This window comes from Pseudosporangium ferrugineum, assembly GCF_003002065.1.
Taxonomy (GTDB): domain Bacteria; phylum Actinomycetota; class Actinomycetes; order Mycobacteriales; family Micromonosporaceae; genus Actinoplanes; species Actinoplanes ferrugineus_A.
The window spans coordinates 293,807-313,228 of record NZ_PVZG01000006.1 but is presented as its reverse complement, the minus strand read 5'-3'; the positions used below and the strand labels follow the sequence as shown (position 1 = coordinate 313,228).

General features: G+C 71.4%; 14 protein-coding genes. 8 read left to right on the top strand and 6 right to left on the bottom strand.

From position 1 onward, the window contains the following. Positions 1-68: 68 nt before the first annotated feature. From CLV70_RS15505 to CLV70_RS15495, 3 genes are all read right to left on the bottom strand, one after another. On the bottom strand, positions 69-689 hold the full coding sequence (locus CLV70_RS15505; RefSeq protein WP_106127182.1) for a TetR/AcrR family transcriptional regulator: 621 nt from the start codon (positions 687-689) through the stop codon (positions 69-71). Between the two features lie 56 nt (positions 690-745). Continuing rightward, positions 746-1,369, bottom strand: coding sequence for a helix-turn-helix transcriptional regulator (locus CLV70_RS15500; RefSeq protein ID WP_106127181.1), 624 nt, complete (start codon positions 1,367-1,369; stop codon positions 746-748). 159 nt (positions 1,370-1,528) lie between these two features. Then, positions 1,529-1,876 (bottom strand): hypothetical protein, encoded by a 348-nt coding sequence (locus CLV70_RS15495; protein WP_106127180.1) that lies wholly within the window; start codon positions 1,874-1,876, stop codon positions 1,529-1,531. Between the two features lie 390 nt (positions 1,877-2,266). On the opposite strand from CLV70_RS15495, the gene CLV70_RS15490 reads away from it, so the two are divergent. The 8 genes from CLV70_RS15490 (at position 2,267) to CLV70_RS15455 (ending at position 16,720) form a co-directional block, all read left to right on the top strand. Next, entirely contained in the window at positions 2,267-4,618 is a 2,352-nt protein-coding gene (locus CLV70_RS15490; RefSeq protein ID WP_106127179.1) for an ATP-binding protein, read from the top strand. Positions 4,619-4,676: 58 nt separating this feature from the next. After that, positions 4,677-8,141 (top strand): ATP-binding protein, encoded by a 3,465-nt coding sequence (locus tag CLV70_RS15485; protein WP_425440157.1) that lies wholly within the window; start codon positions 4,677-4,679, stop codon positions 8,139-8,141. A gap of 352 nt (positions 8,142-8,493) precedes the next feature. After that, complete coding sequence (locus CLV70_RS15480) at positions 8,494-9,582, top strand: ABC transporter substrate-binding protein (protein ID WP_106127178.1); 1,089 nt, start codon at positions 8,494-8,496, stop codon at positions 9,580-9,582. Between the two features lie 193 nt (positions 9,583-9,775). Continuing rightward, entirely contained in the window at positions 9,776-12,526 is a 2,751-nt protein-coding gene (locus CLV70_RS15475; RefSeq protein WP_211303769.1) for an AbfB domain-containing protein, read from the top strand. 255 nt (positions 12,527-12,781) lie between these two features. After that, positions 12,782-14,323 (top strand): sugar ABC transporter ATP-binding protein, encoded by a 1,542-nt coding sequence (locus CLV70_RS15470; RefSeq protein WP_106127290.1) that lies wholly within the window; start codon positions 12,782-12,784, stop codon positions 14,321-14,323. Then, a complete protein-coding gene (locus CLV70_RS15465; RefSeq protein WP_106127176.1) occupies positions 14,313-15,284 on the top strand; it encodes an ABC transporter permease in 972 nt (323 codons plus the stop codon). Before CLV70_RS15470 ends, CLV70_RS15465 begins: the two co-directional genes overlap by 11 nt. Beyond that, the gene (locus tag CLV70_RS15460) at positions 15,281-16,303 is read left to right on the top strand and encodes an ABC transporter permease (protein WP_245908241.1); all 1,023 of its coding nucleotides are present in this window, start codon (positions 15,281-15,283) and stop codon (positions 16,301-16,303) included. Before CLV70_RS15465 ends, CLV70_RS15460 begins: the two co-directional genes overlap by 4 nt. Positions 16,304-16,315: 12 nt before the next feature. Then, positions 16,316-16,720, top strand: a complete 405-nt coding sequence (locus CLV70_RS15455; RefSeq protein WP_106127175.1) for a thiol-disulfide oxidoreductase DCC family protein — start codon at positions 16,316-16,318, stop codon at positions 16,718-16,720. 45 nt (positions 16,721-16,765) lie between these two features. On the opposite strand, the gene CLV70_RS15450 is transcribed toward CLV70_RS15455, so the two are convergent. From CLV70_RS15450 to CLV70_RS15440, 3 genes are all read right to left on the bottom strand, one after another. Continuing rightward, complete coding sequence (locus tag CLV70_RS15450; RefSeq protein ID WP_106127174.1) at positions 16,766-17,461, bottom strand: zf-HC2 domain-containing protein; 696 nt, start codon at positions 17,459-17,461, stop codon at positions 16,766-16,768. Further along, the gene (locus CLV70_RS15445) at positions 17,458-17,979 is read right to left on the bottom strand and encodes a sigma-70 family RNA polymerase sigma factor (RefSeq protein WP_106127173.1); all 522 of its coding nucleotides are present in this window, start codon (positions 17,977-17,979) and stop codon (positions 17,458-17,460) included. The genes CLV70_RS15450 and CLV70_RS15445 overlap by 4 nt, the downstream gene beginning before the upstream one ends. 123 nt (positions 17,980-18,102) lie before the next feature. Further along, complete coding sequence (locus CLV70_RS15440) at positions 18,103-19,200, bottom strand: neprosin family prolyl endopeptidase (RefSeq protein WP_245908240.1); 1,098 nt, start codon at positions 19,198-19,200, stop codon at positions 18,103-18,105. Between the last annotated feature and the right edge of the window lie 222 nt (positions 19,201-19,422).

The window sequence follows — 19,422 nt, the reverse complement described above, 5'->3', positions numbered from 1 at the left end:
CACTCCACGCTCGAAACTCGCCGACTCTGGGCGAGGATCGTGCGGCAAGGCGGTGCTCACCCGGAAGGTCAGTTACTGATCATTCGGTCCAACTCCCGCATCTCGGCGTCGAAGAGCAGGCCCGGGTCGAGCCCCATGGACCGGAAATTGCCCTCGATCTCCAGGCTGACCAGGCCGTGCAGCCGGCTCCACGCGGTGACCGCGCGCAGTGCGACCGCCGGGCCGGTGGCGGCGGACCAGGCGGCGAGCTGCCGCGCGAGGGCGGGCTCCGGCTCCGGGCCCGGCCCGGCGACCTCGATCACCCGCGTCATCGCCCGATGCGCCGCCGCGACCAGACGATCGTCGTGGGCGTCGTAGCCGGGCAGCGGCGCGGCGAAGAGCAGCCGGTAACGGTGCGGCTCGCCGACGGCCCAGGCCCGGTACGCCGCAGCCAGCTCGAACAGCCGGGGCGGGGCGGCCTCGAGAGCGGCGGCGAGGTCCGCGTACGCGTCCAGGATCAGCTCGGTGAGCAGCGCGTCCCGGCCGGCGAAGTAGCGGTAGAGGGCCGGACCGGAAACGCCCAGCTCCTTGGCGATGGCGTTGAGCGACAGCGCGGCCGGCCCGCCCTCGGCCAGCTGCCGCAACGCCATCTGCTTGACCTCTTGCCGCATCTGCGCCCGGAAGCGGTCCCGGATCCCCCTCGAAGCCATGACGCAACGCTACAACCCTTGTCCAGGGTGAGACCCTCTAGCGTTCAGTCCGCCCTTTAGATCATTCCGGTGCGAAGTGCGTACGCGACCGCGTGCGACCGGTTGCGCAGCTTCAGCCGGTGCGTCACGCCATAGATCACGTTCTTCACCGTTCGCTCCGAGTAGCAGAGCTCGCCGGCGATCTCGTTGGTGTCGAGCCCGTCGGCCATCAGCCGCAGCACGTCGACCTCGCGCGGGGTGAGGCGGGACGCGTTGAGCCCGTTCGGGGCGAGCACGTCGCGCTGGAGGCGCTCGATGTGCTTGAGCAGCTCGCCGACCAGGTTCGGCGGCATGACCCCGCCACCGGCGGCAGCGGCAAGCACGCTGTGCACGAGCCGGTCCGCGGTCACCGCCACGCGGGGCAGGATGGCGACCACCCGGCACTCCACGGCGGTCAGCAGCTCGCTCTCGTTGATCTCGTTGGTGATAAGCACCACCGGAGCGCCGACCTCGGCGGCCGAGCGGCGCAGCGTCGCCACCACTTCGGTGGTCAGCCGGTCGCAGGAGACGACCAGAACCTTCGCCTCGGCGCGGTCCGCGCTGCGCAGCAGCGTGAGCTCCGGCCGCGACTGAAGATAGCTGGCGAGGCCCGCCTGGCTCAGCGGATCCGACGCCTGCAGGGCTACCCGCACCTGTTCCACTTGCTACCTCCGGTTGATCGTTAGGGCGGGATCAGTCTCCGGAAGCGTCCTTCAGAAAATCTCCAAGCCACCTTCACAGCGCCATGAAGGGCGTGAAGGTTTTGGCATCGACGCAGCTCATTGCCGATCTCTTAAGTCGGCTGCCGGTCAGGATGGCGACTACTCGCCGGGTTGCGCGTAGCGGCATGCCCGCCGCAGGGCCTCGATGTACTTCGGCAGCTCGGCGGCGGCCTGCTCGAGTTTGCCCGGCGCCAACTGGTCGGCGAACACCGCGTCGATGACGTCCTGCGCCAATTCCTCCGGCAGCTCGTCGACACGCTGGGTAGGCGACTGCTCCCAGATCCGTATGACCCGCAGCCGCGCGCGGATCAGCGAGAGGGTGCGCTCCAGGCCGGCGATGGTCTCGTCCGCGCTGACGGGATCCAGCACGAGCCGACCCTCGGCGGCGAGCGTCAGAAACAGCTCACCGGCAAAGGGATTCGGCAGGGCGTCTCCATCGGGCGGCACCGACCGAGTCCATCAGGGACGACGTCCCCCCGGAAGGCATCCGTACGGGGAATGCCCCGCCCGACCCGCTTCTTTGCCCCTGCCGTCGCCCCGGCGTACCAACCGGTAACCATTTCGGGGCTTTCGCCGCGGCAGCGCCGGATTGGCACCGGGGCACGGACGCGGTTAAGAATGGCTCTCGAGAGGGACCCGGACGACCGGCCGGGACGGCACGATGGTGGGGCCGCACCCGAGGTGGGGCTTGCCGGGTGCGGCTACAAATGTCACCGGTAACAAAGACGATGCATCATCGAGTACCAACGGGGGACGTTGGTCGGCGGCGGATGAAGCTTGTACGTTCAACCGTCGAGGGTGAGTGGGAGAAATCCCCACGACGAGGTTGGGAAAACCATGTCGGCAGAGCACGAGGGCATCGACCTCCGCCTGCTCGGTCCGGTCCGGGTGCGGCGGGACGGTGCCGAGCTACCTCTCGGCTCGGCGCGCCGGACGGCCGTCCTGAGCGTCCTGGCCCTGAACGCCGGGCGCTCCGTCTCGCGCGAGCAGCTCATCGCGGCGGTCTGGGGCGACGACCCCCCGGCCAGCGCGACCGGCAACGTCTACACGTACGTCTCCGCCCTGCGCCAGATGCTGGAACCGGCCCGGGACCGCTGGGCGGCGGGACAGGTCCTGTCCTCCGGTGGCGGCACCTATCGCCTGCACGTCCGCGAGGAGGACGTCGACGCCTTCCGCTTCGAGGCGCTGCGTGAGGAGGGCAAGCGGCACCGCACCGCCGGCGACAGGCGGTCCGAGCTCGCGACGCTCGAGTCCGCCCTGCGGCTGTGGCACGGCACCGCCCTCGCCGGCGTGCCCGGCCCCTTCGCCGAGGCCCAGCGGCTGCGCCTGGCGGAGCTGCGGCTCGCCACCGCCGAGCGACACGCTGCGCTGCTCCTCGAACTGGGTCACCACGACGACGCGATCGACGCTCTGCGCGCCCTGATTGAAACGTATCCGCTACAGAAGAACCTGCGTGGCATGCTCACGACAGCGCTGCACGCCGGCGGCCGTCGCGCCGAGGCCCTCGACGTTCAGGACCATCCCGGCACGAAGCCGCGGCCCGACGCCGGCACCGAGCCGGGCGACACCCCGCGGCCCGCGCGCGGTCGCGTCCGGATCGGGCCCGGCGAGCGCACCGTCGAGATCCCGTATGCCGACCGCCCCGCACTGACCGGCAGGGACACCGAGGTACGGCTCCTGCGCCGGGCCACCGCCGAGGTCGCCGCGGGCCGTGGGCGCAGCCTTCGCATCGAGGGCACCCCGGGCATGGGCAAATCCGCGCTGCTCGCCGTGGCCCTCCGCGGCTCCGTCCCGGCCGGCTGCCGGATCGGCTGGGCGGTCGGCGACGAGCTGTCACGCCGGATGCCGCTCGGCGTCCTCCTCGAGTGCGTCGAGGCGGCGATGGCCGGCGACGCCGCCCGTACGGTCGTCAAGCAGCTCTTCACCATCGCGGCCGACGCCCTGGACGGTTCGATCGTCCGCACCGTGGACCGCGCGGTCGCCCTCCTCCGGCAGGCCGCGGAGCAGGCCCCGCTGATCCTCGTCGCCGACGACCTGCAGTGGGCCGACGCCGTCACGCTGCGGGTCTGGGCCGCGCTGCACCGGGTCACCGCGGAGCTGCCCCTGCTGCTGATCGCCGCCGCCCGGCCCGGCGCGGAGGTGCTCGACGGCGTGCCCGCCGACGACGTGATCGAGCTGCCCGCGCTGGCCCCGGCGGCGGCGACCGCCCTGGTCCGGTCCTGCGCCCCCGAGCCGCCGGATCCGCGTACGCTCGGCCGCCTCCTCGCCGACGCCGGGGGGAATCCGTTCTACCTGCGCCACCTGGCCGCCGCGGCGACCGACGAGCCCGCCGCCCTCCCGGCTGAGCTGGTGAGCGCGGTCGGCGCCCAGCTCGCACCCTTCGCCGAGGAGACCCGGCAGCTTCTGCGGGCGGTGGCCTTCCTGCGCCCCGTCGACCCCGCCGGAGGTGAGGACCAGGACCTGCGCTGCCCGCTCGACGAGCTGGCGGTCGTGACCGGGCGGCCCGCGGCCGAGCTGGCCGAGGCCCTCCGTCCGGCCGTCTCCACCGGGGTGCTGGACGCCTCCGGCCGGGACGTCGCCTTCCGGCATCCCGTCGTCGGCCGGGTGCTGCACGAGGGCACCCCCGCCGCGCTGCGGGTCATCCTGCACCGGTCCTACGCCGAGCGGATCGCCGACGCGGGCGGGGCGCCGGAGCGGGTGGTCGCCCAGCTCCTGGCCGGGCCGGTGCCGCTCGACGGCCCGGTCGCCCGGTGGCTGACCGCCCACGTCGAGGAGCTGGCGGGCCGGGCGCCTCAGCTCGCGGTCACGGTCCTGCAGCGGGCTCGCGCCCAGCACGCCGTCGAGTCCGGCGAACGCCTCGTACTCACCGCATGGCTGGCCCGGCTCCTGCTCCGCCAGGGCCGCAGCGCCGTGGCGGAGGCCAACTGGGTCGCCGCCCGGACCGCCGACGCGGACCTCGAGGGCGAGATGCGCTGGGTGGCCGCGCTGACCCACGAGCGCCGCGGCGAGTACGACGCGGCGGCCGAGGTCGCCCGCGCGGTGCTCAGCGAGCGCCGCATCCCGGTCCGCTGGCTCGATCGCTTCCGCATCCTGCTGACCCGGCTCCGCCCGCACCTGTCCGGCAATCCCACCGTGCCGCATCTTTCGCGCTCAGCGTTGATCGGCGACCAGGTTTCTGTTATCCGTTGACGGCCCGCTGGTCCCCAGAAGCGACGAGGAGTCTCCGCATCCGCGGAACGGAGGACACGTGGTGACATCATCCGGTGACCGGCTCCGCGTCTCGGTCCTGGGCCCCGTGCGGGCCTGGCTCGGCGACCGCGAGATCGACCTCGGCCCGGCCCGCCAGCGCGCCCTGTTCGCCGTCCTCGCCGCCAGCAACGGCCGCCTGGTGAGCCGCGACGAGCTGATCGAGGGCATCTGGGGCGACTCGCCGCCGGCCACCGCGACGGGCAGCGTCTACACGTACATCTCCGGGTTGCGGCGGAGCCTGGCGCCGAAGGACGACCCGCGCTCGGGCCACGAACTGCTCACCTCCGGCCCGTCCGGGTACGCCCTGCGCCTGCTCCCCGGCGACCTCGACAGCGAACGGTTCGCCGCCCTCTGCGCCGAGGCCGCCGAACTGCAGGCCGCGGGCGACCTGCCGGCGACCGCGGAGAGGCTCGACGAGGCGCTGAAGTTGTGGCACGGGGACGCGTACGCCGGCCTCTCCGGCCACCGCCTCGAGCTGGAGCGCACCCACCTGACCGAGCGCCGCCTGGCCGCGGTCGAGCAGCGCGCCCGCCTGGTGATGGAGCTGGGCGACGACGGGCTCGTCGCGGAGCTGGCCGGGCTGGTCCGCGATCACCCGCTGCACGAGCCCCTGCACGAGCTGCTGATGCTCGCCTTGCACCGCACCGGGCGCTCCACCGACGCCCTCGAGGTGTTCCGCAACGCCCGCCGCACCCTGATGACCGAGCTCGGCGTCGAGCCGGGTCCGGCGCTGCGCGAGCTGCACCGCAAGATCCTGGCCGGCTCGGACGAGCCCGCCGCCGCGGTCCGCCCGGTGCCACCGGTCGTGCCGGCGCAGGTCGCCCGGGCGCTGCGCGACGGCTTCGCCGGGACCCGGCTGGTCGGCCGGGACGACGAGCTGGGTCAGCTGCGCGCCCTGATTCAGGCGGTCGCGGCGGGGCGGGGCGCCGCGGTCTGGATCGAGGGCGAGCCGGGGATCGGCAAGTCGGAGCTGCTCACCGCCGCCTTCGCCGAGGCGGACCGGGCCGGCTGCCAGCTCGCCTGGGGCGTCGCCGACGAACTCGACCAGTACGTGCCGCTGCAGGTGGTGACGCGGGCGCTCGGCCTCGAGACCACTTCCGGGGACCCGCGGCTGGCCGCGCTCGCCGCCGAGCTGCACGGCACCGAGGGCGAGGAGGACGGGCCGGCCGCGCTGGCCGACCGCGTGCTCGCGTACGTCCGGGCGGCCTGCGCCGTGGCCCCGCTCGTGCTGGTCGTCGACGATCTGCAGTGGGCGGACCAGTCCAGCGTGCTGTTCTGGGACCGGCTCGTCTCGGCGACCCGCCGGCTGCCGCTGCTGCTGGTCGCCGCGGCCCGGTCCGAGCCGCACGGCCGCGAGCTCTCCCAGCTGCGCCGCGGCGTGCAGGCGCGGCACGGGCACGTGCTCCTGCTCCAGGCGCTGGCGCCGCAGGCGGTCGAGAAACTGATCGCGGAGCTGGTCGGTGCGCCGATCGGGCCGCACCTGGCCGCGGTGGTGCCCCGGTCGGGCGGCAACCCGCTCTGCGCCCGCGAGATGACCACGGCCCTGATCCGCCGCGGCGTGGTCCAGGTGACCGACGGCCGCGCGGACATCGACCCGTCCGTGCCGGTGGAGGCGCCCCGCTCGCTGCTCTCGGTGGTCCGGGCCACGCTGGACTTCCTCACCGAGGACACCCAGGAGGTGCTGCGGATGGCGGCCCTGCTGGGCACCCAGTTCGCGGTCGACGACGTGGTCGCGGTGACCGGCCGCTCACCCTTCGACCTGATAGCCAACCTCGAGGAGGCGCTGGCCGCCAACGTGGTGGTGGACGCGGGCAGCGACCTCGCCTTCCGGCACCCGTTCCTGCGGCAGGCGCTGCACGAGAGCATTCCGGCGAAGGCCCGCGCGGCCCTGCACCGGCACACCGCGGAGGTGCTGGCCCGTGGCGGCAGCCCGGTGACCCGGGTCGCCGAGCAGCTCGCCGCCGAGACCCCGGTGGTGGACGCCTGGGTGGTGGCGTGGCTGACGGAACACCACGCCGAGGTGGTGAAGCGGACCCCGGCGATCGCCGGCGACCTGCTGCGTCAGGTGCTGGCGACGGAGCTGCCGGACCGCTCGCAGCGGGAGGTTCTCCTGGTCGCCCTGGTCAAGCTCGACTTCCGCCGCGAGCGCTATCCGGTGGAGGAGGCACGGGAGGCGCTGGCCCTCGCCACCGATCCCGGCGACCGGGCGGAGATGCGGCAGCTCCTGGCCGCGATGACGTTCCGGCGGGGCGGAACGGACGAGGCCATCGCGATGCTCGGCGACGCGCTGGAGGACCCGGCGGTTCCGGAGCTGTGGCAGACCCGGCACCGGGTGCTGCTGGCCAACTTCCGCCGCGGCAATCTGGCCGACCTCGACCGGGCTGATGCGGCGGCGAGGGAGATGCACGCGGACGCGTTGGCGGCGCGCCGCCCTTACGAGGCGGCCTTCGCCCTGCAGACGACCTGGCTGACCCACTCGATCCGACGCGACCACGAGCGCGCCCTGGAGTACGTGGACCGCGCGCTCGAGACCATGCACGACCACCCGACGTTCGCGGGCATGTACTTCGACCTGCTCGACAATCGTATGTTCACTTTGCAGAACCTGGACCGGCTGGAGGAGGCCGAGCGGACCCTGCGGGAGGCCGCCCTCTTCGCGATCCGGCATCGGCTGCCGGCCAGCCTCCAGGTGGCGTCGGCGGTGCAGTACTACTGGCTCGGCCGCTGGGACGACGCCATGGCCGAGGTCAGCGCGGTCACCGACGATGCGCCCGGCATCACGTTCCTGGGCATGCGGGAGCCGGGCGCGGTCGCCATGCTGCTGCACGGCGTGGCGGCGCTGATCGCCGGGCACCGCGACGAGGCCGATCTGGCCGCGGCCCATCTGGACGCCGCGGACACCCTGCCGGCCTCCGACGCGGAGCGGGAGAGCTGCGACTTCCTGCTCGTGGCGCAGGCCCTCGGCGCCGAGCAGCAGGACCGGCCGGACGACGCCCTGAGCCTGCTCACGCCGCTGCTCACCCCCGACTACGCGCCGATGATGCTGCGGCATCAATGGCTTCCGGACGCCCTGCGGCTGGCGTTGCAGACGGGCCGCGACGACTTCGCGAAACGCGCCATGGAGATCTGCATGGAGGAGGCGGCCAAGGAGGTCCGCCCGGCCCGAGCCTGGGCCGCGTCCGCACGCTGCCGGGCCCTGTTCTCCGGGGATCCGGAGCCGGCGCTGGAAGCGGCGAAGCACTATCGCGAGGTGGGCCGGGTGACCGAGCTCGCCACCGCACTGGAGGACGCCGCCGTCCTGCTGGCCGGTAAGCGCCGCCCGCACGAGGCCGCCGCGGTCGGCGCCGAGGCGATCGAACTCTACACCGTTCTCGGCTCGCGCTGGGATCTGCGCCGGACCCGCCAGCGCCTGGCGGAAGTAGGCGTCGATCCGGTCCGCGACGCGGCGCAGTCCCGGCAGTGAGGGTCCGCCGGCCGGCCCTCCGCTGCCGGCAGTCCGGACCGGACGGCTCGAACGCACAAGCATGCCGACGCGTTTCCGTCCACTTGTGATCGGTAACAAACATCGATTTGCGGCCTGATCGAAGGTGGACGTTCGGCATCTCGCCACCGGGCACCGTCCTGAGCTGCGGTTTTGCGCCCACGAGGTCGTCCGACAACGGACCGTCGCGTTCGTTTCTGATTGGTAATGACCGTGACCTTGACAGGAAAAGTTCGATAGTGCGTGAATGTGTTTCCGGATGGTAAACGGTCGAAGCCACCCTCGTCGATGCCCCGTCCGCCGGTTTCGCAGTCACCACTAAGGAGCACATGCCATGAGCGCCATGTCCGGCCGCTGGAGGCCGGCAGTCATAACCCTGGGCGCAGCCCTGCTGCTCGTCAGCGCCTGCGCCAAGTCGGAGGACAGCGACACCCCCGCCGCGGGTGGGTCCAACCCGTCCGCCGGCGCGCAGGTCGTGCAGTCGGCCGCCCCGGGTGCCAAGTCGTGCACGCTGGAGCAGTTCGGCGGCACGAAGATCGACCTCAAGACCGCGAAGGTCGGCTTCTCCCAGTCGGAGAAGGAGGCCAACCCGTTCCGCATCGCCGAGACCAAGTCCATCAAGGACGAGGCGGCGAAGCTGGGCATCCCGAGCGCCAACCTACAGACCACGAACGCGAACTCGCAGTTCAACAAGCAGATCAGCGACGTCGAGCAGATGATCGACTCGGGCGTGCAGCTGCTGGTCATCGCGCCGCTGAACTCGGACGGCTGGGACTCGGTCTTCGCGAAGGCGTCGGCCAAGAAGATCCCGATCATCACCATCGACCGCAAGATCAACGCGACCTCCTGCAAGGACTACCTGACCTTCATCGGGTCGGACTTCGAGGAGCAGGGCAAGCGCGCGGCCGACAAGATGGCCGCCGCGCTGGGCAACAAGGGCTCGGTGGCGATCCTGCTGGGCGCGCCCGGCAACAACGTCACCACGCTGCGGACCAAGGGCTTCAAGGACCAGATCGCCAAGGTCGCGCCCGAGATCAAGATCACCTTCGAGCAGACCGGGCAGTTCTCCCGCGAGGAGGGCCAGAAGGTCTCCGAGCAGCTGCTCCAGTCCAACTCGGACATCAACGGCATCTACGCCGAGAACGACGAGATGGCGCTCGGTGCGACGGTGGCCCTCAAGACCGCCGGCAAGAAGAAGGGTGACGTCAAGATCGTCTCGATCGACGGCACCAAGGGCGCAGTCCAGGGCATCGTGGACGGCTGGATCTACTCGGTGATCGAGTCCAACCCGCGCTTCGGCCCGCTGGCCTTCGAGACGGCGACCAAGTTCTTCAACGGTGAGCCGATCGCCGAGGACATCATCATCAGCGACCGCGAGTACGACCAGAGCAACGCGAAGACGGACATCAACAGCGCCTACTAGCGCGCGGCAGTTCCCCCACGGCGGTGTCGGACCCACCCGGCACCGCCGTGTGCCGTCTGTGCGCATCGGCGTTCGTCTATTGATAAGGGTTGTTCACAACAGTCAATATGTGTTTCACGCCGATGACCCCCTCCCCGCTCGCGGTCATCGGTCACCCGTCCCCTCCAGCACGCTCCTGGCAAGGAGAACCAACGTGACTGAACATCCATCCCGGTCCTGGCGACGCCTCCTCGCCGTGGCCACCGCCGCGCTGACCGCCTCGGCCGGCGCCCTCATCGCCACCCAGGCACCGGCGGCGGCGTTCGCCCCGAAGACGCCCCCGCTCAGCACGCCGTGGACCAACCAGGTGTCCACGACCAACCCGCTCCCCGAGTACCCGCGTCCCCAGCTGACCCGGCCCGACTGGCAGAGCCTCAACGGCATCTGGCAGTTCGCCCGGGCCACGAACCTCAACACGCCGCCGGTGAACACCAACCTCGGCGAGGAGGTGCTGGTGCCGTACCCCATCGAGAGCGCCCTCTCGGGGATCATGCGGCACGAGGACTTCATGTACTACCGGCGTACCTTCACCGTGCCCGCGGGGTGGTCCGGCCGCAACGTGCAGCTCAACTTCGGCGCGGTGGACTGGCAGTCGAAGGTGTGGGTGAACGGCACCCTGCTCGGCACCCACGAGGGCGGCTACGACAAGTTCTCGTACGACATCACCGGCGCCCTGCGCAGCGGCTCGAACGAGGTGATCGTCGGCGTCTGGGACCCCACCAACAACCAGGACATCCCGGTCGGCAAGCAGCGCACCAGCCGCGGCGGCATCTGGTACACCCCGTCGTCGGGCATCTGGCAGACCGTCTGGCTGGAGCCCACCACGGCGCAGCGCATCACCCGGCTCGACACCACCCCCAACGTCGCCGCCGGCGCGCTGGACCTGGTCGTGCAGGGTACGCAGGCCGGCGCGAGCGTGACCGCGCAGGTGCTCAACGGCACCACCGTGGTGGGCACGGCGACCGGCACCGTGGGCAGCAGCCTGCGGGTCCCCGTACCGAACGCCCGGCTCTGGTCCCCCGACGACCCGTTCCTCTACAACCTCAGGGTGACCATGGCCGGCGGCGACGCCGTCGGCGGCTACTTCGGCATGCGCTCGCTCGGCAAGGCGATGCTCGGCGGCGTCCTGCGCCCGACGCTGAACGGCAAGTTCGTGTTCCAGCTGGGCACCCTCGACCAGGGCTACTGGCCGGACGGCATCTACACGGCGCCGACCGACGCCGCGCTGCGCTTCGATCTGGAGCAGCAGAAGGCGCTGGGCTTCAACATGGTCCGCAAGCACATCAAGGTGGAGAACGACCGCTGGTTCTACTGGGCGGACCGCCTCGGCCTGATGGTCTGGCAGGACATGCCGGCCCTGGCCAGCGGCAGGGACCCGTCCACGGCGGGCCGCCAGCGCTTCGAGAAGGAACTCAAGGAGATGATCGACGAGCACAAGGGCATCACGTCGATCGTCCAGTGGGTGCCGTTCAACGAGGGCTGGGGCGAGTACGACGCCGGCCGCATCGCCGACCTGGTCAAGAGCTGGGACTCGACCCGGCTGGTGAACCACAACTCGGGCTCGAACTGCTGCGACTCCGACCCGGACCCGGGCAACGGCGACGTGATCGACGACCACATGTACGTCGGCCCCGGCATCACCCGCTCCCCCGGCGCCACCCGCATCGCGGTCAACGGCGAGTACGGCGGCCTGGGCCTGCGCGTCGCCGGGCACGAGTGGCCGACCAGCGGCAAGTTCGCGTACGAGTGGCTGCCCGACAACAACTCGCTGACCAGCCGCTACGTGCAGATCACGAGCAAGCTGGTGGATCTGATCAACGGCAACGGCCTCTCCGGTTCGGTCTACACGGAGCCGACGGACGTGGAGGAGGAGCTCAACGGCTTCTACACGTACGACCGGCAGATCCAGAAGATGGACTTCGCCCGGGTACGCGCGGTGAACCAGAGCGTCCTCGGGGCCGCCACGGGCACCACGCTGTCCACGAACAAGCTCGCGTCCCTGCGGGTCACCACCCCCGGCTTCACCAACCGCTACCTGCGGCACCGCGACGGGGCGGCGCGCACCGACGTGATCAGCACGACGAGCGCGACGGGCGACCGGCAGGACGCCACCTTCTACGTCCGCCCCGGCCTCGCCAACGCCGCGTGCTACTCGTTCGAGTCGCGCAACTTCCCCGGCCGCTACCTGCGCCACCGGTCCTACCGGGTCTACAGCGAGGCGAGCACCGGCGGCACCTTCAACGCGGACGCGACGTTCTGCGCGCGTCCCGGCCTCTCCGGCGGCGGCACCTCGCTGGAGGCGTCCAACATGGCGGGCTACTACCTGCGGCACCGCAACGACGAGGTGTGGATGGACCAGAACACCGGCGGCTCGTTCAACGACGACGCCACCTGGGCCGTCTCGCCACCGCTGTGGCGCAGCGGCGCCGACCTGGCCGTCGGCCAGAAGCGGTCGTTCCGGGTCACCACCGCCGGGTTCGACAACCGCTACCTGCGGCACTACGACGGACTCGCGCGTACGGACGTGCTCAGCGCGAGCAGCCCGGCCACCGACCGCGCCGACGCCACCTTCACCGTGCGCACCGGCCTCGCCGACACCAGCTGCTACACGTTCGAGTCTGTCAACTTCCCGGGCCAGTACCTGCGCCACTCGGGCTACCGCCTCCAGAAGGCCACCAACGACAACACGACCACCTTCCAGCAGGACGCCACCTTCTGCGCCCAACCCCCGCTCAACGGCGGAACGAACAACGTATCCCTCGAGTCCTTCAACTACCCCGGCTACCACTGGCGCCACTACGCCGAAGCCGTCTACATAGCCACCAACGGCGGCGGCAACCCCTGGGACAACCCATCCAGCTACGCCCCCGACACCACCTGGACCAACACCACCCCCCTCAGCTAACCACCCACCCCCAAAGGGGCCGGCCGGTCGCAAGACCGCCCGGCCCCGCTGCCATGACCCCAACAGGCTGCCGAACCGTCCCCCCGAGCCGGACCACAACGGCTTGGGGGGCCGGGGATGGCCCACGCAGGGACCAAGCCTGACCGCCCGGAGTGGGCCATCCCCGGCCCCCCAAGCCCCCACCGCAACCACAAAACCACAAAGACGATGTGCGAACTCTTGACGGATTATGTTGAGAAGTGAGTGAATGCGTTCATGGCGCTGCTAGAAGTCGTCGACGTTTCGAAAGTGTTCCCGGGCGTACGCGCCCTGGACGACGTGTCCTTCACCCTTCAGCCGGGCGAGGTGCACGCCCTGGTCGGCGAGAACGGCGCCGGGAAGTCCACTTTGATCAAGGTGCTGACCGGCGTGTACCAGCCGGACGGCGGCCAGCTGCGGTACCGCGACGAGCCGGCCCGCTTCGACTCCCCGATGGACGCCCAGCGCGCCGGGATCTCCACGATCTACCAGGAGGTCAACCTCATCCCGCTGATGAGCGTGGCGCACAACCTCTTCCTCGGCCGCGAGCCGCGCACCGCGTACGGCCTGCTGGACGAGAAGCGGATGTTCCGGGAGGCGCACGAGATCCTGCTGCGCTACGGCGTCACCACCGACGTCCGCCGTCAGCTCGGCACCCTCGCCCTCGGGGCGCAGCAGATGGTCGCGCTGGCCCGGGCCGTCATGATCGACGCGAAGGTCGTCATCATGGACGAGCCCACCTCCTCGCTCGAGCCGCGCGAGGTGGAGACGCTCTTCGGCGTGATCCGTGACCTGCACTCGCAGGGCATCGGGATCATCTACGTCAGCCACCGCCTCGACGAGCTCTACCAGATCTGCGACGCGGTCACGATCCTGCGCGACGGCAAGGTGGTGCACACCGGCAAGCTCGCCGACCTGGAGCGCCTGCGGCTCGTCTCGCTGATGCTCGGCCGCGACATGTCCGCCGTCCGCCACGAGGGCTTCACCGGCTTCGGCGGCGACCACGGCGGTGCCGAGGACGCGGCCCCGGTCCTCAAGGTCACCGACCTGAACAGCCGCCGCAAGCTGCACGACATCAGCTTCGCCGTACGGCCGGGCGAGGTGGTCGGGCTGGGCGGGCTGCTCGGTGCCGGGCGCAGCGAGACGATCAAGGCGATCGGCGGCGCGTACCCGGTGGACGGCGGCGAGATCGCGGTCGACGGCAAGGCGCTCAACCGGCCCACCACCGTGCAGGCGGTCAAGGCCGGGATCGCGGTCCAGCCCGAGGACCGCAAGGCCGAGGGCATCGTCGCCGGCCTGTCCGTACGCGAGAACATCGCCCTCGCCATCCTCCCCCGCATGTCCAAGCTCGGCCTGGTCTCGGACCGCAAGATCGACGAGGTGGTCCGGACGTACATGACCCGGCTGCGGATCAAGGCGTCCAGCCCGGACCAGCGCGTCGGCGACCTGTCCGGCGGCAACCAGCAGAAGGTCCTGCTCGCCCGCCTGCTGGCCACCCAGCCCAAGGTCCTGCTGCTCGACGAGCCGACCCGCGGCATCGACGTCGGCGCCAAGGCGGAGGTGCAGGGGCTCATCGACGAGCTGGCCGCCGAGGGGCTCGGCGTCGTGCTGGTCTCCTCGGACGCCGAGGAACTGGTCGAGGGCTCCGACCGGGTCGTGGTGCTGCGCGACGGCGCGGTCGTCGGCGAACTGCGTGGCGACGCCGTGACCACCGAGGCGCTCCTGGAAACGATCGCCGCCGCGGCGGTCGAAGCGAAAGAGGTTGGCAATGACGACTGAGGCTGCGACCGCCACGCGGCCCGCCATCGACCTGGCCCGGGTCCGCGCCTGGCTGCCGAAGTACGGCGTCTACGTCGCGATCGGCGTGCTGGTCCTCTACAACGTGCTGTTCACGCCGAACTTCCTGACCTGGAGCAACCTGCGCATCCAGCTCATCCAGGTGGCGCCGATCGTGATCGTCGCGCTCGGCATGGCGCTGGTGATCGGCACCGAGGGCATCGACCTCTCGGTCGGCTCGGTGATGGCCCTCGCGGCGGCCCTGATCCCCCTCTACCTCGGGTACGGCGTCGTCGCGGCCATCCTCGTCTCGCTGGTCGCCGGCGTGGTGGTGGGCCTGGTCAACGGCACGCTGGTGGCCCGGGTCGGGTTGCAACCCATCGTGGCCACGCTCGCGCTCTTCGTCGGTGGCCGCGGCCTCGCCCTGGTCATCTCCGACGGCCAGCTCAAGGACGTCCGCAACGACGACCTCATCTACCTGGGTTCCGGCGACTTCCTCGGCATCCCGATGCTGGTCTGGATCGCGGCGCTGCTGGTGCTGGTCGTCGCCTTCGTGGTGCGGCGCACCGTCTTCGGGCGGCGGCTCCTCGCGATCGGCGGCAACCGGCCGGCGACCGAGCTGGCCGGCGTGCCGGTGAAGCGGGTCCTGATCACGGTCTACGTGCTCTGCTCGGTGCTGGCCTCCATCGCCGGCCTGCTGGCCGTCGCCCGCATCCAGTCCAGCGACGCCTCCGCGGTCGGCCTGCTCATCGAGCTCTCCGCCATCACCGCCGTGGTGGTCGGCGGCACCCCGCTGACCGGCGGCAAGGTGCGGGTGCTCGGCACGGTCGCCGGCGCCCTGCTCATGCAGCTGGTCGTCGCCACCATGATCAAGCACAACCTCCAGCCCTCCACGACCGAGATGGTGCAGGCCGTCATCATCCTCATCGCCGTCTACGTCGCCCGAGAGAGGAAGTCCCGGTGAGCACTGGAATCGTGTCGGACCCCGAGGTCCCCGCGGCCGTCGTCGCCGCGGACGAGCGCCGGGCGGAACGCACCGACCGCATGGTCGGCCTGGTGCAACGCCAGGGCGCGCTGGCCGTGCTGATCGTCGTGGTGCTGGTCGCCACGGCGTCGTTCCCGAACTTCCGCAGCTTCGACAACGCCGGCACCATCCTGATCGCGGCGGCGCCGCCCGCGCTGATCGCGCTGGGCATGACCTTCGTCATCATCACCGGCGGCATCGACCTCTCCGTGGGCTCGCTCTACGTGCTCGGCGGCGTGGTCTCGGCGTACGCGTCGCAGTGGGGGCTGATCCCGGCGTTCCTCGTGCCGCTGGCGGTCTGCGGGGTCATCGGCGTGCTCAACGGGTTGCTCATCGCGTACACCCGGATGGCGCCGTTCATCGTCACGCTCGCCGCGCTGCTCGGCGCGCGCGGGCTCATGCGGGCGCTGAGCGACGAGGGCTCCACCACGTACCTGGTCCGCAGCGACACCTTCCGCAGCTTCGGCACCGGCTCGTTCCTGGGCATCGGCTATCCGGTGTGGCTGGTGGCGGCGGTCTTCGTGCTGGGCATGGTGCTGCTGTCGCGCACCCGCTTCGGTCACGCGGTCTACGCGGTCGGCGGCAGCGAGGACGCCGCGAGTCTGATGGGCATCGCGGTACGCCGTACCAAAGTCTGGGTCTATGTGATGTCCGGCCTGCTCGCGGGCCTGGCCGGGGCGATCAACGCGGCCAAGCTCGGCTCCGGCGTCACGGTGCTCGGCACGGGCATGGAGCTCGACGCGATCGCCGCGGTGGTGATCGGCGGCACGCTGCTGACCGGCGGCGCGGGCACCATCGCCGGCACGATCGCGGGCGTGCTGCTGCTCGGCGTGATCCAGAACATGATCAACCAGGTCGGCAACGTGCCGAGCAGCTATCAGCAGGTCATCAGCGGCGCCTTCCTCGCCGTGGTGGTCGTCGCGCAGACCTACCTGGTCAGGTTGCGCCGCGTCACCTGAGAAGATGGAGCCATGACCGAGGCTACTTTCGTGTACGACGGGGACTGCTCCTTCTGCACCACGTGTGCGCAGTTCATCGAGCGCCGCATCCCGTCCCGCGCGACGGTGGTCCCCTGGCAGTTCGCCGACCTCGACGCGCTCGGGCTCACCCTCGAGCAGGTCGAGGAGGCGGTGCAGTGGGTCGGCCCGGACGGCACGGTCGCCTCCGGGCCGGACGCCATCGCCCTGCTGCTGCGCGACGCCGGCCGCCTCTGGGAGGTCCCGGGCCGCGCCCTGCAGCTCAAGCCCGTCGGCCTGCTGGCCTGGCCGGCCTACCGGTGGGTCTCCGGCCATCGCCACCTGCTCCCCGGCGGCACGGCCGCGTGCTCCCTCCCGCAGGCCCAGCGCGAGCGCCTCTACGGTCCCGACCCGGTCTGAGCGGCCGGGTCGGAGGCGCCGCAGAGGCCGGGCTCCGGCCGCCGCTCAGTCCAGGCGCGCCGTGCCCAGCACGTGGCCCTGCTTGTCGGCCACCGCCACCGTGCTGACGTCGCGCAGCTGGATCGAGCTGGCGCCGGTCACCTTGGCATTGCCGCTGGGGGTCGGGCCCCAGATCGCCGCCTGCTCCATCGCGCCGTTCGTCTCCCGCACCTGGCAGACGAACGGCCCGCTGCCGGTGAGCCGGGACACGTTCAGGTCGATCGACACGCCCCAGGTCTTGCCGGTGAGCACGGCCTGACCGGTGAGGCCGCTGCCGTCCGCGGGCTCGAAGACGGCCGTGACCAGCGGCGGCCGGCTCGGCACCGCCTGCGGGGGCGGCGCGACGGGGTCGTCGTCGCGGGCCGGCACCAGTCCGGCCGAGGCCGCCGCCACGATCACCACGGCCGCCGCGGCCAGCCACCTTGACGTGCGGCGGCGATCCCTCGCCCGCTCGGCACGCATCCGCCCGAGCAGGCTCTCGACCCGCGCGGCGCTGGGCCGGGTGCCGGGTGCGACGGCGGCGACGGGGGCGTTCTTCAAGGACCGGAGCATCTCGGGTACGGGCCCGAGCCGCTCCAACTCCGCACGGCAGTCGTCGCAGTGCAGCAGGTGGGCGTCGAGCCGGTCGGTGTCGGCGTCGTCGAGGCCGCCGAGCAGGTAGCCGCCCAACAGTTTGCGCAGGTCGTCGTGGCCGGGGTTCATCGCAGCACCCCCATCTCCTCGAACACCTGCCGCAGCGCGCGTACGGCGTAGAACGCCCGGGACTTGACCGTGCCCTCGGGCACCGACAGGCTGCGGGCGGCGTCGGCGACGGTCCGCCCCTCGTAGTACATCGCCTGCACCACCGCGCGATGGTCGGCCGACAGCCGTTCCAGCGCCTCGGCCACCAGCCACCCCTCCACCATCTGGTCGACGGTGTCGGCGGACGGCATCGCCTCGACCGCCGCGTCGTCGGCGACCAGGTGCGGCCGCCGCTGCTCGGCCCGCCAGGCGTTGGTGACCACGTTGCGCGCGATGGTGAGCAGGTACGACCGCGTACGCCCGGGGTCCGGCTCGAGATGGCCGATGTGCCGCCAGGCCCGCAGCAGCGTCTCCTGGACCAGGTCCTCGGCCTTGTGCCGGTCGTGCACGTACCGCGAGATGAAGCTGAGCAGCACCGCGTAGTGCTCGGTGTAGAGGGCGGTCATCAGCTCCTCGTCGGGACTGACCCGTCGTCTCATCGCGCCTCCCGTCGGTGCTCCTCCTGGTTGTACCCCGCCGGGCCGCGCACGGTTCGATCACGGGCCACGAAAAAGGCCCGGCCCCGCGTACGGGATCGGGCCCCTTCGAGGAGGACCGCGGGATCAGCAGGCGCCGGCGCCGCCGTACCGGAAGGTCCGGTCGCTGAGCGCGACGGCGCTGTAATGATCGCTGGTCGAGCGCACCGAGGCGACCGGCTCGGGGCCGTTCGTCATGGAGATCGAGCCGATCCGGCCGGCGTTGCCCTCGGTCGCCGCGATGCCGTTGCCCATGTCGGTGCAGGGTGCGGCGCTCGACGCGGCCACCTCGCCGAACCACTGGGTCAGGCCGCCCCGGGTGTAGGTGCCGTTCCAGAGCGTGTCGGGGAAGTAGCCGATCCACTCCGAGTCGTACGCGATCCACCACACGTTGCCGGAGTGTTGGATGCCGAACCGCTTCTGCCCGCCGGTCGGCAGGGTGTCGCCGGGCTTGACCGTAGCGCTGTAGACCTGGAAGCCGCAGGCGTTGTAGCAACTCGGCTGGCGGTCTTTCCAGTAGAAGACGAACAGGTGCGGGTCGTCGTCGCCGTTCACCGTCCGGTCCACCGTCCAGCCGACCTCGACGATCTGCCGGCCGTCGGCGGACTGCACCGCGATCTCGGTCAGCGTGTGGAAGTCGCCCTGGGCCAGGTGTGGCTTGGCGATCGTGAGGTTCGCCCAGGTGCCGTCGGTCTCGCCGGTCTGGGTGCCGACCGCGTAGTGGAAGAACACCTCGCCGGGCACGGCGGCCTTACCCCTGGTCGGCGGCGCCGGCGGCACGATCGACGTGCGCGCCTTGCGCAGGATGCCGGCCCGGGAGTTGCGGCCCTTCGGCGCGTACTCCGGCACGGGCTCGAGGGAGCCGCTGGTGTCGGCGGCCGCGACGTCGGCGCCGGCGGCCGCGATCGCGGCGCTGCTGGCACCGGCGCGGGCCCGCTTCAGCTTCGTCGGCCGTTCGCCCCACGGCAGCAGCTTCGGCGGTGTGGGCGCCGGATCACCGGCGGCGTCGGTCTTCAATGTCTCGGGTGCCGTGGCGGCAGCCGGGTCGGCGGGCCGGGCGGCGGCGGGCGCCGGGGGAACCGGCGTCTCGTCCGCTTCGGCGTTCAGGGTCCACACGATCCCCATGGCGCCGACCACGGCGGTGGCCAGGCCGGCGGCGAGCAAACCGCGGCGGGAGTTCGACACGTGTCCGTCCTCGTTGATCGGGGAGTTCGGAGGCGGGGGGCGAGGGGCGACCTCCGGGCGCCGGCTCTCGCAGGCGCCGCCGACCATATAACGGTCCGGATACCGTTGACTGCGCTCGGAAAGCCATTCCGCCTGAACGGCTGAGTACGCGGTCCGATCCGGCTAATCATCGATCCCAGATATCGACGCTGCGTGTTTGCGCGATCGCTGTACGGCTATTTT